The sequence below is a fragment of the Pedobacter hiemivivus genome (assembly GCF_005144565.1).
GTDB classification, from domain to species: domain Bacteria; phylum Bacteroidota; class Bacteroidia; order Sphingobacteriales; family Sphingobacteriaceae; genus Pedobacter; species Pedobacter hiemivivus.
Window position 1 is genome coordinate 199,250 of sequence record NZ_SWDX01000009.1, and the last position, 16,403, is coordinate 215,652.

12 protein-coding genes are annotated in these 16,403 nt (G+C 39.4%); 9 read left to right on the plus strand and 3 right to left on the minus strand.

All coding sequences use genetic code 11. From position 1 onward, the window contains the following. Positions 1-14: 14 nt before the first annotated feature. The 6 genes from ribD to mnmA all read left to right on the plus strand — a co-directional run bounded on the left by ribD (position 15) and on the right by mnmA (position 5,070). Positions 15-1,067, plus strand: a complete 1,053-nt coding sequence (ribD, locus tag FBD94_RS20835; RefSeq protein ID WP_136881634.1) for a bifunctional diaminohydroxyphosphoribosylaminopyrimidine deaminase/5-amino-6-(5-phosphoribosylamino)uracil reductase RibD — start codon at positions 15-17, stop codon at positions 1,065-1,067. Continuing rightward, entirely contained in the window at positions 1,064-1,921 is an 858-nt protein-coding gene (locus FBD94_RS20840) for an EamA family transporter (protein WP_136881635.1), read from the plus strand. The genes ribD and FBD94_RS20840 overlap by 4 nt, the downstream gene beginning before the upstream one ends. Further along, positions 1,921-2,535, plus strand: a complete 615-nt coding sequence (locus FBD94_RS20845) for an IMPACT family protein (protein ID WP_131612488.1) — start codon at positions 1,921-1,923, stop codon at positions 2,533-2,535. The genes FBD94_RS20840 and FBD94_RS20845 overlap by 1 nt, the downstream gene beginning before the upstream one ends. Positions 2,536-2,581: 46 nt before the next feature. Then, a complete protein-coding gene (locus FBD94_RS20850) occupies positions 2,582-3,448 on the plus strand; it encodes a nucleoside phosphorylase (protein ID WP_136881636.1) in 867 nt (288 codons plus the stop codon). Positions 3,449-3,536: 88 nt separating this feature from the next. Then, on the plus strand, positions 3,537-3,854 hold the full coding sequence (locus FBD94_RS20855; RefSeq protein ID WP_131612484.1) for a hypothetical protein: 318 nt from the start codon (positions 3,537-3,539) through the stop codon (positions 3,852-3,854). Positions 3,855-3,978: 124 nt separating this feature from the next. Next, positions 3,979-5,070 carry a tRNA 2-thiouridine(34) synthase MnmA gene (gene mnmA, locus FBD94_RS20860; protein ID WP_131612482.1) on the plus strand — a complete coding sequence of 364 codons (1,092 nt, stop codon included), beginning with the start codon at positions 3,979-3,981 and terminating at the stop codon, positions 5,068-5,070. Positions 5,071-5,076: 6 nt separating this feature from the next. On the opposite strand, the gene FBD94_RS20865 is transcribed toward mnmA, so the two are convergent. The 3 genes from FBD94_RS20865 to FBD94_RS20875 all read right to left on the minus strand — a co-directional run bounded on the left by FBD94_RS20865 (position 5,077) and on the right by FBD94_RS20875 (position 7,381). Further along, positions 5,077-6,024 (minus strand): metallophosphoesterase, encoded by a 948-nt coding sequence (locus FBD94_RS20865; protein WP_136881637.1) that lies wholly within the window; start codon positions 6,022-6,024, stop codon positions 5,077-5,079. Further along, complete coding sequence (locus tag FBD94_RS20870; protein WP_136881638.1) at positions 6,002-6,760, minus strand: 5'-nucleotidase C-terminal domain-containing protein; 759 nt, start codon at positions 6,758-6,760, stop codon at positions 6,002-6,004. The genes FBD94_RS20865 and FBD94_RS20870 overlap by 23 nt, the downstream gene beginning before the upstream one ends. Before the next feature lie 108 nt (positions 6,761-6,868). Continuing rightward, positions 6,869-7,381, minus strand: coding sequence for a glutathione peroxidase (locus tag FBD94_RS20875; RefSeq protein WP_131612476.1), 513 nt, complete (start codon positions 7,379-7,381; stop codon positions 6,869-6,871). 227 nt (positions 7,382-7,608) lie between these two features. On the opposite strand from FBD94_RS20875, the gene topA reads away from it, so the two are divergent. The 3 genes from topA to FBD94_RS20890 all read left to right on the plus strand — a co-directional run bounded on the left by topA (position 7,609) and on the right by FBD94_RS20890 (position 16,393). Beyond that, positions 7,609-10,191 carry a type I DNA topoisomerase gene (gene topA, locus FBD94_RS20880; RefSeq protein ID WP_136881639.1) on the plus strand — a complete coding sequence of 861 codons (2,583 nt, stop codon included), beginning with the start codon at positions 7,609-7,611 and terminating at the stop codon, positions 10,189-10,191. A gap of 126 nt (positions 10,192-10,317) precedes the next feature. Then, positions 10,318-10,722, plus strand: coding sequence for a hypothetical protein (locus FBD94_RS20885; protein WP_131612472.1), 405 nt, complete (start codon positions 10,318-10,320; stop codon positions 10,720-10,722). Positions 10,723-10,810: 88 nt separating this feature from the next. Then, entirely contained in the window at positions 10,811-16,393 is a 5,583-nt protein-coding gene (locus FBD94_RS20890) for an alpha-2-macroglobulin family protein (protein ID WP_136881640.1), read from the plus strand. Positions 16,394-16,403 lie beyond the last annotated feature (10 nt).

Sequence of the window (16,403 nt, forward strand, 5' to 3'; positions counted from 1 at the left end):
CTTACTTTGCCTTAATGACGGATGAGTTATATATGCAAAGGTGCCTTGAACTAGCTAGTCTGGGCATGGGTAATGTAAGCCCAAACCCGCTTGTTGGTTGTGTAATTGTTAGTGATGGCAAAATCATTGGCGAAGGTTATCATGAAAAATTTGGTGAAGCCCATGCCGAAGTCAATGCTATAAAGTCTGTTACCGAAAAATATGGCGATCAGGCTGCTGCCCTTCTGGCAAATGCGACGGCTTATGTGAGCCTTGAACCCTGTGCGCATTTTGGCAAAACCCCACCCTGCGCAGATTTACTGGTAAAACATCGACTTAAAAGAGTTGTTATAGGCAATAAAGATCCCTTTGAAGGTGTAGATGGAAAGGGTATCGAAAAGCTTAAAAATGCCGGTATCGAAGTCGTGTCTGGTGTTTTAGAAGCCGAATGCAGTAAGCTAAACCGACGTTTCTTTACCCGTATTCGCAAACAAAGGCCTTACATCATATTAAAATGGGCGACTACCGCTAATGGTTACTTTGCGCCAGAAAATAGCGTACAAGAATGGATAAGTGGCCCTATGGCCAAAACGCTTGTGCATAAGTGGCGTACCGAAGAAGATGCTATTCTTATTGGAAAACGCACCGCCATTGTCGATAATCCAAAGTTAAACGCAAGAGCATGGGAAGGAAAAAATCCTTTGCGAATCCTAATAGATCGTAATTTGCAGGTTCCTCAAAGCAACCACATCTATAACGGCCTGGCCAAAACGGTCATATTTAATGAGCATAAAACTGAAGTGCACAACAATATCCATTATATACAAATGGAAGATATGCAGTATTATCTACCTCAAAAAATAGCCTTTCAGCTATATCTAATGGATATTCAGTCAGTCATTATCGAAGGTGGGGCAAACATTCTTCATCAATTTATTGATGGAAACCTATGGGACGAGGCACGGGTTTTTACAGCAAGTAAAATCTGGCGAGCAGGCGTCCGGGCGCCACAAATTAATGGCTACATTGCCGATCAGTTCACACTTAACAATGATAAAGTAACGATCTTCCTAAATAATCATTCATGATATTCCTCCTGTTCAGTATTTGCTGTAGTGTTACAGTCGCCGTATTATTAAAGCTCGCAAAACGTTATAAAATCAACATCACACAAGCCGTTACCTGGAACTATCTCTTTGCCATAGTTTTAAGCCTGATCTTCTATAAACCAAGTTTAACTGATTTGGTATCTGCACCGATCGATGGTGTCTATATCGCTTTAGGTGTGTTATTGCCGGTTGTATTTTTGTTCCTAGCCGGATCAGTAAGAAATATCGGAATTGTAAAAACTGATATTGCACAAAGATTGTCATTGTTTATTCCGCTTCTGGCGGCATATTTCCTGTTTAACGAGCATTTCAGTACCTTGAAAATAGTTGGACTATCTATTGCTATTGTGGCTATACTTTTCACTTTATACAAAAAGACAGCGCAGAAAAATGAAGGTTTAAATTGGTTATACCCAATCTTTGTCTTTATAGGCTTTGGTATTATCGATATTCTATTCAAAAAGGTTGCACAAATTAAGTCCATCCCCTATACAAGCTCATTAATTGTTATTTTCATCCTTGCTTTTATCATCTCGCTCATTTACATTTTCTATTTGTGGGTTGTTAAAAAGGAAAAATTACAGTTGATCAACTTCATTTGTGGCTGTATTTTGGGCTTCTTTAATTTCTTCAATATCCTTTTTTATCTTAAAGCGCATCGCGCAATGGCAGATAACCCTTCAGTAGTATTTGCTGCGATGAATATCGGGGTGATTATTGTAGGCAGCCTTGTGGGGATATTCATTTTTAAAGAGAAATTAAACAAATTGAATTATTGGGGCTTATTTTTAGCTCTTGTTGCGATCATACTCATCACCAATCCGTTTGCCTAATGTTATTCGACGATACTTATAAAACCATTGCCGGACCTTCCGAAGGGGTATTTAGAGACCGTGGGAGCAAATTTATAGGCTATGCCTACCCCATTCTATCCGAGGAAGAGGTAAAAGCTATTCTCTTAAAATTAAGATCAGAACACGCCAAAGCCAGGCATTTTTGCTGGGCTTTGCGATTAAGTCCGGATAGAGGCGTATTTCGTATTCAAGATGACGGTGAGCCGTCTGGTACTGCCGGTAGACCTATCTTAAATACCATGCTTTCTGCCGATGTAACCAATATACTAATTGTTGTGGTACGTTATTTTGGTGGAACCTTACTTGGCGTCCCTGGACTTATCAATGCCTATAAAACGGCCGCAGTGGAAGCGCTTCAAGCGGCCGAGATCATAGAGAAAACAGTAAATGACATCTATGAGCTACAGTTTGATTATTTGGTGATGAATGATGTGATGAGGTTGATCAAAGAAGAAAAACTAAATGTATTGTCGCAGGATTTTGATAATGCCTGCAGCATAAAAATTGAGATCAGAAAGGCCAGTCTAAATTCCATCCTAGGCAAAATAGAAAAAGTTGATGGGCTTAAAGCCAAATACCTTTTTACAGCCTAAGTGTTTACCCCCTTTATTATAGTCTTAGTTTTTATTAACTTTAATTATGGGACAAGAATTATCAGCCGCAGATTTAATTATCAATCCAGATGGCAGTATTTACCATTTAAACCTTTTGCCAGAGGACATAGCCGAAACTGTAATTACTGTTGGCGACCCGGATCGTGTGGGCGAAATATCCAAACACTTCGATAATATCGAACTTCGCAAAGGCAAACGTGAATTTATCACCCATACCGGTTACCTCGGCAAAAGGCGTATTACTGTCCTTTCAACGGGGATTGGTACCGATAATATTGATATTGTGTTTAATGAGCTGGATGCTTTGGTGAATGTCGATTTTCACACTCGTCGTGTAAAAGAAAACCTTACCTCTTTAAATATCATCCGAATTGGCACATCTGGCGCGATACAGCCTGATGTACCGATGGGTACTATACTAGCTTCATCTTTTGGACTAGGATTGGATGCATTAATGAATTATTATATTCACGAGTTATCAGGTGATGAACACAGTTTACTAGATGGCATCAAAACACATTTATCCCATTTAAAAGGTATTACTCCCTACGTTACTGCGGCCAACAGTAGCTTATTAAAGTCAATAGCGAATGATATGGAGCAAGGAATAACAGTCACAGCTCCGGGATTTTATGCGCCTCAGGGTAGACAAGTGAGAGCCAAAAATGCAGTTCCTAATCTTATTGGTCTGCTCAATTCTTTCAGGAATACGGATCACCGAATTACTAATCTGGAGATGGAAACTGCTGGTATTTATGCATTAGCAAAAGTACTTGGACACAAAGCTTTATCTGTAAATGCAATATTGGCCAGCAGGGTTAATTTCGAGTTTAGCAAGGAACCTAATAAGGTAGTTGATAAAGCGATAAAAATGGTTTTGGATAAGCTCTAGCGCACTTTAATACCTTGAAAATTGCAACGTATTAAAAACAAAATGGCTTAATAAGCGTTATTTAAGTATCTATTTTAATTGAAATTATATGTTACAACAAGCAAAAGAGAAGTTTACCTTATCCATCATAGAATCATTAGCGAAGTACGAAACAAAAGACTTGAACACCGGTAAAAGATTGATATCTGTCATTGCAGGTGTGTATATGCTACAAAAAGGCATTCGTAGCCTGAGCAAACATACTTTTCGCGGCATCGAAGAGATAGCTTTAGGAGGTGTCTTGTTATTCAGCGCGACAAGTGGACTTAATAAAAAGATCATCAAAAAGCCGTTGAATCCATCTGATGTTAGAAGAAACCAGATTCAAGGTAACGACCCTAAGTCGGGCGTGCCTGCTTTTGTGTAACCTCATTTTTTTCTTCTTTTACACCCAATTGACTACCCCTACTCAAAATTCCGCTTAAAAAGCCTTACTTTTGCGCCTTGTATTTATATGCCGGGCCTTGAACCCGAGTCAGTATTAAAAAATTATGAGTAAACGCGGTAGAATATTAGTCGCCATGAGTGGCGGTGTTGATAGTTCAGTAGCAGCTGTAATGTTGCACGAACAAGGGTATGAAGTAATTGGCTTAACCATGAAAACATGGGATTACGCTACTTCAGGAAGTAGCAGTAAGGAAACCGGATGTTGCAGTCTGGATAGCATTAACGATGCCCGTACATTAGCTGTAAATTATGGTTTCCCGCATTACATCCTTGATATCAGAGACGAGTTTGGTGATTTTGTAATCGATAACTTTGTTGATGAATACCTTGCAGGTCGTACCCCTAATCCATGTGTTTTATGTAATACCCATATTAAATGGGAAGCCTTATTAAAACGCGCTAATAAATTGGACTGCGAGTTTATCGCAACCGGACATTACGCCAACATCCGTCAATTGGATTCAGGTCGCCATGTAATTTCAAAAGGTAAAGACGAAAATAAAGACCAATCTTATGTATTGTGGGGTGTTTCACAAGAAAACCTTGCGCGTACACAGTTCCCATTGGGTTCTTTTGCCAAATCTGACATCAGACAGATGGCTTTAGATATGGGCCAGGAAGAATTGGCTAAGAAAAGCGAAAGCTACGAAATCTGTTTCGTGCCTGACAACGATTATCGTGCCTTCTTAAAACATAAAGTAGAAGATTTGGAGCAACGTGTTGCTGGTGGTAATTTCATCACCAGTAATGGCATGGTTGTAGGTCAACATAAAGGTTATCCATTCTATACCATCGGACAAAGAAAAGGTTTAGGAATTGCCTTTGGTGAGCCGATGTTTGTTACTCAAATCCTTCCAGAAAGCAATACCGTAGTATTAGGTAGAGCTGACGAACTGGAACGTAGAGAAGCGCTGGTAAGAAACGTAAACCTGGTTAAGTACGAAAATATTTTAGCACCTATGGATAATGTAGTGACTAAAATACGCTATAAAGACGCTGGAATGTTAAGCACAATTGTACAGGAAAACGACAAAATGCGCGTAGTATTTGATCACAATGTATCAGCCATTGCACCAGGACAATCTGCAGTGTTTTATGAAGGAAACGACCTTTTAGGTGGCGGTTTCCTTTGCTAAGGATATTTAACTATCTAATTCGTTTGAAATAATATAAGGTGAAGCGGTTTTAATCCGCTTGCCTTTATACCGTTCAAAATAATAATCTATTCTTCCCAAATTGATGCCCGCAAAGCCAACCTGGTTAATGGTGGTAATGCGGCCGCTTAGGTTCTGTACATCTTCGGGCTGATCCATAAAAGTGTGGGTATGTCCGCCGATAATCAAGTCAATATTTCTATTGTTTTTTGCCAGTACCTGATCTGACACTTTAGCTGAAGCATATTTATAACCCAAATGAGATAAGCAGATTACAAGATCACACTTTAAATCTTGCTTTAGCAAATCTGCCATTTCATTTGCCTTTGCAACAGGATCAATAAAAACGGTATCACCATAATTCTTACCCTCAACCAAACCTTTCAGTTCAATACCAATTCCAAATACCCCAATCTTCAATCCACTCTTTTTAAATATCTGGTATGGTTTTGTAGCCCCTTTAAGTAAGGTATTCGTGAAATCGTAATTGCTACACAATATTGGAAAATTTGCATGGGGTAATTGCTTATTAAAACCAGCCAAACCGTTATCGAAATCATGATTCCCCATAGTTGCAGCATCATAGCCCATTGCAGTCATTAGCTTAATTTCCAACTCACCACCGAACTTATTAAAATATGGTGTTCCTTGAAAAATATCACCAGCATCAAGCAATAATACGTTTTCTTCTTTGGCTCTAATCTGTTTGATCAGTGCCGAACGCCTCGCTGTACCACCTAAACCTTGTTTTTTTGAACCATCCATAGGAAATGGCTCTATCCTACTGTGAACATCATTGGTATGCAATATGGTTAACTTAAGCACGTCGCCAGCAGCGAAGCCATTTAATGAGCTTAAGCTCAATGCAGTGGTAGCAGCGGCTATCCCTCCTGTTCTGATAAAATCTCTACGATTAATCTTTAGTAATTCTTCCATCTAATTTAGGGTTAATGGTTTTGCCAGCAGCCTGATTTTCTTTTACATAGTTGATAAGTGCATCGCGAACTTTTAAGCCGAGAACCTTTCTTTCAATAGGATTCTTAAAACCCAATGCATTGTCGCCGCCACCTGCTATATAATCAGAGGTAAGCACCCGGTAAGTTTTATTTGAATCAAATGCTTTACCGTTGATAAATACATCTACAGGCTTCTTGTCTACTATCTTCAAGCGTAAACCAGCAATAGGTTGCCCATTTGTAGCTGCGATAAAATTTAACAATTGCTGAACATCAGTACCTTTTAAAGTAAAAGCAACCAGTTCATTTTCAAAAGGCATCAATTCAAATATATTGGATAATTTAATCTCACCTTTTGGCACATCTACTCTAATTCCCCCTTTTGTAGAAGGCATAGAAAAGTCAATAGTCGGATCGTATTTCAAAGCCTGTTGCAATACAGCATCAGAGAAGAAGTCTCCTAATATGGTTTCAGGAAGATCATTGTTTTTTACCATCAGTACATCAGAATAGCCAAGAATCTGGTTCATTTCCGCATCAAGCTGCTTTTTATATGGTAAATAAGTTTTAATCACGGTGCTGTCGACCGCTACATCCTTGTTAATTGGATACTCTGCCCTGTTGGCTTTCACCAACTGATAGCCAGATGAGCAGGAAGCGACTAAAAGTACAACCGATAGTGCTAAATAATTCCGGAATGACTTGATATAATCCATAGTTAATTTGCTTACAAAAATACATGAAACATATAGAATATGAAGTTAAAAAAAAGAGAAATCCGGGTTATGGATTTCTCTTTTTTTTAACAACAAAGCGATCTTTGTTTACAAATTCTTCGTGATGGCTTCATCTAAAGGTTTTACTTTCGATCGGAAACGATGTACCAGTTGTCCTTTTTCGTTGATCAGGAATTTCTCGAAATTCCAGTTGATATCTCCTGTAAAATCAGGGTTCTCAGCAGTGGTCAGGTATTTGAACAAAGGTGTAATGCCATCCCCTTTTACACTGCTTTTCTCGGCTAGCAAGAAGGTAACATTAAATTTTCCTGTACAAAACTCTTTAATTTCAGAATTGGTCGCTAATTCTTGTCCGCCAAAATTACCAGCCGGGAAACCGATCAATACTACATTTTTACCGTATTGCTTTTGCAATTTCTCCAAATCTTCATATTGTGGTGTATACCCACATTTTGATGCGGTATTTACAATAAGGATCTTTTTGCCTTTAAACTTCGACAACTTTACTTCTTTACCATCAATGGTTTTAAAAGAGAAATCGTAAACGCTCTTTGCCGGAGGGGTAAAAAGCATAGTTAGTAATATTAATAATGTATTCATGTCCTTTTGTTTTTAGGGTATGTACGAAGTTATGTAGAAATAGTTTAAAAATTTATAATGATAACGTAAAATACGCAGAACAGCTTTATAAAGCAAGATTGTTACATGCTTAATTATTACTATATATCGGATTAAATGAGCCGTTTACAAATATATTTATTATAAAAAGTCTGTCGAATTTTGAAATTAGCCTTATTTATAGCTTTATTTGCAGAAAAACGGTCTGAATGGCGAAGAATTTACTAATAGTTGAGTCACCTGCGAAAGCTAAAACCATAGAAGGGTATTTAGGTAAAGATTTCCTTGTTAAATCAAGTTACGGGCACATCCGGGATCTGGTAAAGGGAGATATGGGTATAGATATATCCAATAATTTTGCCCAAACATATGAAGTTCCATCTGATAAGAAGCAGGTAGTAGCCGAACTTAAGAAATTAGCCAAAGACGCAGAAATGGTATGGCTCGCATCCGATGAGGACCGCGAGGGAGAAGCCATATCATGGCATTTATATGAAACATTAGGACTTAAAGAAAACAAGACAAAAAGGATTGTTTTTCATGAGATCACTAAACCGGCTATATTAAAAGCAATAGAAACACCACGCTCAATAGATTACAACCTGGTACATGCACAGCAAGCCAGACGTGTATTGGATCGATTGGTGGGTTTTGAACTTTCTCCTGTACTTTGGAAAAAAATTAAACCTTCCCTATCAGCGGGACGTGTACAGTCTGTTGCTGTTCGCTTGATCGTAGATAGAGAACGTGAAGTAAATAAATTTAATGCTGCTGCCGCATTTAAAATTACTGCCGAGTTTTCGACTGGTAATGGAAAAGAGCTGGTAAAAGCTGAATTGCCACAGCGATTTGAAAAGGAAGCTGACGCAGAAAAATTCCTTAACGACTGTGTAGGCTCTGGTTTTTCTGTAGACAGCTTAGAGACTAAGCCCGCAAAACGTAATCCAGCAGCACCTTTTACAACCTCTACTTTACAACAGGAAGCTTCGCGTAAGCTAGGTTACTCCGTAAGTAGAACGATGCAGATTGCGCAAAGGCTATATGAAAGTGGACGAATTACCTATATGAGGACGGATTCGGTAAACCTTTCTGAAACCGCATTACAGGCTGCTGCTGCTGAGATCAAATCTGCTTATGGTGATAAATACCATCAGCCAAGAACTTATAAAACTAAATCTGCAGGTGCACAGGAAGCTCACGAGGCCATCCGCCCTACTTATTTTAATCACCATACCGTACCTGGCGATAGTTCAGAACAACGTTTATACGAGTTGATCTGGAAACGTGCCATCGCATCGCAAATGAGTGAGGCATTATTTGAAAAAACAACAGCTCAAATTGCCATAAGTACAAGGAAAGAGCAATTAACTGCTGAAGGTGAAGTGATGAAATTTGACGGCTTTTTAAAGGTATACCTTGAATCGTCGGATGAAGAAGACGGGGAAGATTCGGAAGGTAACAATATGCTACCTCCACTTTCACGTGGTCAGGAGCTTACTTTAAGAGTGATGAATGCAACTGAGCGTTTTTCAAGACCTCCAGCACGCTATACTGAGGCTTCGTTGGTTAAGAAATTAGAAGAGTTAGGTATTGGTAGACCATCTACCTATGCACCAACTATTTCTACCATTCAAAACCGTGGCTATGTGGTTAAAGAAGACCGTGACGGTCGTCAGCGCACCTTTGGAGCTATTGAGTTGATCAATGGTGTCGTTACGAAAAAAACAAAAACAGAAATTACAGGGGCAGAGAAAAGTAAACTCTTCCCAACTGATATAGGTGAAGTGGTAAACGATTTCTTAGTAGAACACTTTAAAGGAATTGTAGATTTTAACTTTACAGCCAACGTAGAGAAGGAATTTGATGAGATTGCACAAGGTTTACAGGAATGGACAAAGATGCTCCACTCCTTCTATACACCTTTCCATTTAGAGGTTGAAACCACGTTAGAAACTGCCGACCGTGCGAATGGTGAGCGTTTGCTAGGTGTTGATCCAACTACCGGAAAAAATGTCTATACCAAAGTTGGTAGGTTTGGACCATTGGTTCAGATTGGTGAGAATGACGATGAAGAGAAACCGCGTTACGCGAGTTTAGCTAAATCACAATCGGTAGGTACTGTTACGCTTGAAGAAGCTTTAGAACAGTTTAAATTACCTTTCCAATTGGAAGATTATGAAGGTAAAGAGGTTTCTGTAGGTGTAGGTCGTTTTGGTCCGTATGTAAAATGGGGAGAAGCTTATATTTCTATTCCTAAAAACGAAGAGCCTTTATCAATTGATCAGAGCCGTGCAATAGAAATTATTAGCGAGAAAATTACTGCTGATGCACCTGTAGCACATTACCAGGGAATGCCAGTAACTAAAGGAACAGGAAGATTTGGACCATTCATTAAATGGAATGATCTATTTATCAATGTGCCTAAGGCTTATAATTTCGACCAATTATCTCAGGTTGAGATTGAAGAATTGATTGGTAAGAAAATAGAAAAAGAAGCCAATAGGTTTATTCAACAATGGACTGCTGAGAAAATTGCAATTGAAAATGGCAGATGGGGACCATTTATCCGTTTTGGTAAGGAAATGCTGAAACTGCGTAAAAACCCAGCTACCAATGATAAGTATACGCCTGAAGAATTGGCTTCCATTTCTTTAGATGAGGTTAAAAAACTGATCGTTGAGCAAGTGCCTAATGCATTTGAGCCAAAAAAAGCAAAAGCTAAAAAAGCGACTGGCACTAAAACTGCTGTAAAAAAGAAAGCTCCGGCTAAGAAAACTGTGACGAAGAAGTAGGTATACGACTCGTCATCCTGAATTTATTTCAGGATCTCGAAAGAGAAAGGCGGTTTTGCAGGTGCGAGATCCTGAAATAAATTCAGGATGACGACCGACTGACGAATTGCATAAAAAATAAAATCAATGAAGAAGGATCTTCCTGAAAATATAGTTGAAGATGTGGCAATGGCCGTAGTACTGATCGGTGAAACGCCTGAGGTTAAAAACTGGACGGTTTATATTGTAAACCTGAAAGATGTGGCTCTGGATAATGTGCTGATTAGCTCTAAAGGATATGGTGAAAAGGACGGAAAAATGGTAAAAACATCAATCCTCCGCCATTTTATAGGTGATTTGAAACCGAAGTCCTTTGCCAGTGTTGAAGCCATAGATACTGAAGTCTTCGGCCTCACCAATGAGTATTGGCTAAGCTATTATGTAGACGGCGTTATTTACGATAAGAAGTTTATTTTCCTCCCGGAAAGTATAGTTGATGAAAATCTAATTCATGTTCCTCTGGTAAACAAACCCGGGGTAATGATTAAATAATAATCTAAAGGTGTGCTAGAAAATAGCACACCTTTTTTGTTAGATACTTTTCTTATTTTGTGGCCATCTATTATCCTAATCGAAATACATGAAAACTACCCCGCCCTCGTTTTTCCAAAAAAACAAAAAAGGTATTGTTATTGGTCTTATAGCCTTCGTTCTGGCCGGAATAGGCTCTTATTTCTTCTTTAAAAAAGAAAGACCTAAAGATTATAACCAGCAATATTCTAAATACATTGAAGCCTATACCTCAGGTACGGTTTCTAAAAAGAGTTATATCAGGGTCCATCTGGCCAATCAGGTGAAAACCATGAGTGATATTGGTGTGGCTGATAGCAGAGACTTGTTCAGCTTCTCTCCTTCTGTAAAAGGTAAATCGTATTGGATTGATGCGCAGACTGTCGAATTTAGACCTGAGGAAAATCTGAAAGCTGCCGAAACTTATGAAGCTACTTTTAACCTAAATAAGGTTACTGATACCGAAGAAGGGCTTGAATCATTTGAATTTGATTTTAGAGTGATTAAACCGGGAATGTCCTTAATTCAAAACGGGCTGGTTTCACAAAATAATACTTCATTGGATTATATGAAACTGACTGGTGAAGTGACTACATCTGATCAGGAAGATACTAAGCTGATAGAAAAGGCCTTGAAGGTGGATTTCCCATCTTCACTTAAAGTAAAATGGCAGCACGACCCCGCTAAAAATACTTCTACTTTTACTGTAGATAGTATAAAAAAGACTAAGCAAGAGAATAAGTTAAGTCTGATTTGGTCTGGCGAACCTATTGCTGCGGATAGCAAGGGTGAAGAAACTGTTATTGTGCCCGCAGTTGGTGTGTTTAAGGTATTGAATATGCGTGCCGTTCAAGATCTTGAAGATTTTGCACTCGTTCAATTTTCTGAGCCTATAAGTGTTGGTCAGGATTTAAACGGACTGGTTTCTTTGGCAGGGTTAACGGATCTGCGTTTTACCATAGACGCTAGCCAGGTTAAAATTTATTCGCCTAATACACTGGAAGGAAATTACTCGCTAACCGTAAATGAGGGGGTTGAAAATATCAATGGTAAAAGATTACAGGCGGGTAAAACGGCTAATGTTGTTTTTGAGAACAAACTGCCGTCGGTGGTTATTGCTGGTACTGGTACCATTATTCCCAATTCAGGTAAGCTGGTACTCCCATTTGAGGCAGTTAACCTAAAGGCTGTAGATGTAACGATTATCAAGATTTACGAAAACAATATTCCGCAGTTCTTCCAGACTAACAATTATAAAGATGGTGGTGAATTGCGCCGTGTGGGTAAGCCTGTTATTCAGAAAACCATCAGATTGGATGAGGATAAAGCCCTTGATCTACATAAAAAACATCGTTTTACTTTGGATCTGGATAAGATCATTCGCACAGAACCAGGTGCGATGTATCGCGTTACCATAGGGTTTAGAAGAGCATACAATGTCTACAAATGTGCAGAAACTGAGTCAGCTGAAGGCGATAGCGATAATGACTATGAACGTTACGGCGAGAAAATCGATGAAGATGATGAGTTTTGGGAACGCTACAACAGTTATTATCCAAACAATTACAGATGGGAAGATCGCGAGAATCCTTGTACCCCATCCTACTATACAAACGAACGTTGGGCGAGTCGCAATTTAATGGCATCCAATATTGGTTTGATTGCCAAAAGAGGTAACGACAATAGTATGCTGATCATTGCGACTGATTTACTGACTGCAAAAACATTAAGTGGTGTAACATTAGAATTGCTGGATTACCAACGTCAGGTGATCCATACCGTGACAACAGATGCTGATGGTATGGCTTCTTTTGATTTGAAAAGAAAACCGTTCTTGTTGGTCGCAAAAAATGGTAAGGAACGTGGTTATTTAAAGCTGGATGACGGTAACTCACTCCCATTGAGCAGGTTTGATGTTGGTGGTGATGTGGTACAGAATGGCCTTAAGGGCTTTATTTATGGCGAACGTGGTGTTTGGCGACCTGGAGATTCCGTATTTCTTTCTTTTGTATTAGAAGATAAATTAAAGAAACTACCTGGTGGATACCCAGTTACTTTTGAGCTGTATAATCCACAAGGACAATTGATCAAACGCAGTATTAACGGTAAACCTTTAAATGGTTTCTATGCCTTTAAAACAGCTACAGAAAGCACTGCGCCAACTGGAAACTGGTTGGCAAAGGTAAAAGCTGGTGGTGCTACCTTCACTAAAACCATCAAAATTGAAACGGTAATGCCTAATAGGCTTAAGATTAATTTTGACATTGGTAATCGTACTTATCTGGGCTCAGGCGGCTCTTCTACTGCTAGCCTTTCTGCTACCTGGTTGTTTGGTGCTGTAGGTAAAAATCTTAGGGCAAAAGTTGATGTGAATCTAAATACCATGAAAACTACTTTCAAAGGTTTTGATAGTTTCACTTTCGATAACCCAACCGTAGTTTTTCAATCACAGGTGAAAACCATTTTTGAAGGTACTTTAAGTGAAAACGGTACAGCAACTATAAATACCAATTTAAACGAGAACAACAGTGCTCCCGGAGTGCTTAAAGCTAACTTTACGACTAAGGTTTTTGAAGCTGGTGGTAATTTCAGCATTGATAACTTTAGTATTCCCTATCATGTGTACACCAATTATTATGGAATTAAAACTCCAGAGGGTGATAAAATGAGTGGAATGCTACTTACCGGACAAGATCATAAGATTGATATTGTAAATGTAAATCGTGATGGCAAGTTATTGCAGGGCAGTAAAGATGTTGAGGTAGAGCTTTATAAAGTACAATGGCGCTGGTGGTGGGAACAGGATGACGAAAACTCTTTTGCCAATTTTACCCAAAACTCATATAACAAGCTGGTAACAAAAGAAAATATAGCCCTAACTAATGGTAAGGGGAATTGGAAGTTTAGAATAGATGAGCCAGAATGGGGTCGTTACCTAATCTTGGTAAGAGATTTAAATGGTGGTCACGTAACCGGTAAATCGGTATACATAGACTGGCCAGGATGGGCACAGCGTGAGCAAGGTAGCAACCCTACTGAGGCTTCAATGCTTTCGTTTACAGCCAATAAAACTAAGTTTCAGGTTGGTGAAGAAGTAGTGTTAACCATCCCTTCCGGTGAAGGTGGCAGGGCTTTAATCTCCATAGAAAATGGTAGTAAAGTACTAAAGACGTTCTGGACGGACACCAAAAAAGGACAAACGCAGTTTAAGTTTAAGGCCGAAAAGGAAATGGCTCCAAACGTATTTGCCAATGTAACTTTACTTCAGCCACATGCACAGACGGTAAATGATTTGCCTATCCGCATGTATGGAGCGATTCCTTTAATGGTTGAAGATCCTCAGACGATATTGAAACCGATCATTAAAATGGCGGATAAGTTGAAGCCAGAAACGGAAAGCAGTATTACCGTTTCTGAGCAGAATGGTAAAGCAATGACCTATACTATTGCTATTGTAGATGAAGGTTTACTTGATTTAACCAGATTTAAAACTCCTGATCCTCATGCCGTATTCTATGCTCGAGAAGGTTTAGGTGTAAAAACCTGGGATCTGTTTGATTACGTGTTGGGTGCGTGGGGTGGTAATTTGGAGCGTATCCTGAGCATAGGTGGTGACGGCAGCATAAACAAGAATTTAAACCCAGCCAAAGCCAACCGCTTTGTGCCTGTAGTGAAATATTTAGGTCCTTTTGCTTTAAGTAAAGGTAGTTCGCAGACACATAAATTTAAGTTACCACAATATATTGGTGCCGTAAGGGCAATGGTCGTAGCTGGTCAGGATGGTGCTTATGGTTCGGTAGAGAAGTCAGTACAGGTTAAGAAGCCCCTGATGTTATTGGCTACTGTCCCAAGAGTAATTGGTCCAGGTGAGAGTTTCACATTACCCGCGACCGTATTTGCTACGGAAAACAACTTGAAGAATGTTACGGTACAGCTGCAGTTGCAAAACTTACAGGTACAGGGCAATAAAACGGTTCAGTTGAACTTTAAGCAACCAGGTGAGCAGATGGCTTACTTTGAAGTTAAGGCTCCTGAGATGACCGGCATCGCTAAAATAAAATTGATCGCCCAAAGTGGTGCAGAAAAAACATCATATGATGTGGAACTTGATATTCGTAATCCAAATCCTTTTGTAACGAATGTAGCATCGGCAGTGATCGAGCCTGGTCGCAATTGGGGCACTAAATATCTTCCTATAGGCATGGCAGGCACCAATTCGGGTAGTGTAGAAGTCTCTTCTATCCCACCGATCAATCTTAAAAAACGATTGAGCTATTTAGTTCAATATCCACATGGCTGTGTGGAGCAAACCACATCAGGAATCTTCCCACAGTTATATTTAAACAAGTTGATCCCTTTAACAGAACAGCAAAAAGCGGAAACGGAACGAAATTTAAAAGCAGGAATTAACAGGTTACGTGGCTTCCAGACTACAGACGGTGGTTTAGGTTATTGGCCAGGTGCAAGCAGTTCGGATGAATGGGGTAGCAATTATGCCGCGCATTTCCTTGTTGAAGCGCAGAATGCAGGATATACAACTCCCGTTGGCATGTTGGATGAGTTATTACGTTATCTGAAGGTTAAGGCCGCCAACTGGTCGCCAAACAGTAATAACTTTTACGGTGGTGATCTTTCACAATCTTATCGCTTGTATGTACTTGCATTAGCCAAAAGAACAGATATGGCTGCTATGAACAGGTTAAGAGGCTTTCAGTACCTATCTGTAAGTGCTAAGTGGCGATTGGCTGCCGCATATAAACTTGCTGGACAAGCTGATGCCGCAAATAACCTAATTAAAGATTTGCCTATTGAGGTAAAACCTTATAACCAATTGGGGGGCACTTATGGCTCTGATATTAGGGATGAAGCCATGATATTGGAGACGCTTACATTGCTTGGTCGTAAGGCTGAAGGTGCTAAATTAATTCAATCTTTAGCCATTAAATTGGGTAAAGATGATTGGTATAGCACGCAAACTACAGCATACAGTTTGCTAGCTATCGCTAAATTCTGTGGTGCCAATACAGCTTCGAATAATTTACAGTATAGCTATACCATTGATGGCAAGAGCAGTAAGGTCAATTCTAATCAATTCCTGAATAGCACTGCACTAAGCTTTAAAGCGGGTAATGGCATTGCCATCAGCAATATGGGCAATAGAGTGTTGTTTGTACGCTTGATTTTGGAAGGACAGCCGGCAGCGGGACAAAATAACTTTCTGCCTAATAATCCTGAAATCTTGGATATGAACGTGAGCTACAAATTGCTGAATGGTAAATCGCTTGATCCTGCTGTACTAAAACAAGGAACAGATTTTTATGCGGAGGTAGTGGTTAAGAATCCGGGAAAAATGGGTTATTATGAGCAAGTGGCTTTAACACAGATTTTCCCGTCAGGTTGGGAGATCATCAATACCAGGGTAAATGATAACGAAAGTATTCTTGCGGCTTCGCCTTACACCTATCGTGACATCAGAGATGACCGTGTGTTTACGTATTTCAATTTAAGAGAGAACGAGTCAGTGACTTATAAGGTGTTGTTAAATGCTTCGTATATCGGTAAGTATTATTTATCGGCCGTACAATGTGAAGCTATGTACAACAATAGCATTAGTGCTACTGAAGGTGGGAAATGGGTGCAGGTAATTAAATAAATTCAGGATG

What these genes read in the sequence shown, in the direction of transcription:
- ribD (WP_136881634.1), top strand. Translation starts at nt 15, where the DNA reads ATGACGGATGAGTTATATATGCAAAGGTGCCTTGAACTAGCTAGTCTG.
- FBD94_RS20840 (WP_136881635.1), top strand. Translation starts at nt 1,064, where the DNA reads ATGATATTCCTCCTGTTCAGTATTTGCTGTAGTGTTACAGTCGCCGTA.
- FBD94_RS20845 (WP_131612488.1), top strand. Translation starts at nt 1,921, where the DNA reads ATGTTATTCGACGATACTTATAAAACCATTGCCGGACCTTCCGAAGGG.
- FBD94_RS20850 (WP_136881636.1), top strand. Translation starts at nt 2,582, where the DNA reads ATGGGACAAGAATTATCAGCCGCAGATTTAATTATCAATCCAGATGGC.
- FBD94_RS20855 (WP_131612484.1), top strand. Translation starts at nt 3,537, where the DNA reads ATGTTACAACAAGCAAAAGAGAAGTTTACCTTATCCATCATAGAATCA.
- mnmA (WP_131612482.1), top strand. Translation starts at nt 3,979, where the DNA reads ATGAGTAAACGCGGTAGAATATTAGTCGCCATGAGTGGCGGTGTTGAT.
- FBD94_RS20865 (WP_136881637.1), bottom strand. Translation starts at nt 6,024, where the DNA reads ATGGAAGAATTACTAAAGATTAATCGTAGAGATTTTATCAGAACAGGA.
- FBD94_RS20870 (WP_136881638.1), bottom strand. Translation starts at nt 6,760, where the DNA reads ATGGATTATATCAAGTCATTCCGGAATTATTTAGCACTATCGGTTGTA.
- FBD94_RS20875 (WP_131612476.1), bottom strand. Translation starts at nt 7,381, where the DNA reads ATGAATACATTATTAATATTACTAACTATGCTTTTTACCCCTCCGGCA.
- topA (WP_136881639.1), top strand. Translation starts at nt 7,609, where the DNA reads ATGGCGAAGAATTTACTAATAGTTGAGTCACCTGCGAAAGCTAAAACC.
- FBD94_RS20885 (WP_131612472.1), top strand. Translation starts at nt 10,318, where the DNA reads ATGAAGAAGGATCTTCCTGAAAATATAGTTGAAGATGTGGCAATGGCC.
- FBD94_RS20890 (WP_136881640.1), top strand. Translation starts at nt 10,811, where the DNA reads ATGAAAACTACCCCGCCCTCGTTTTTCCAAAAAAACAAAAAAGGTATT.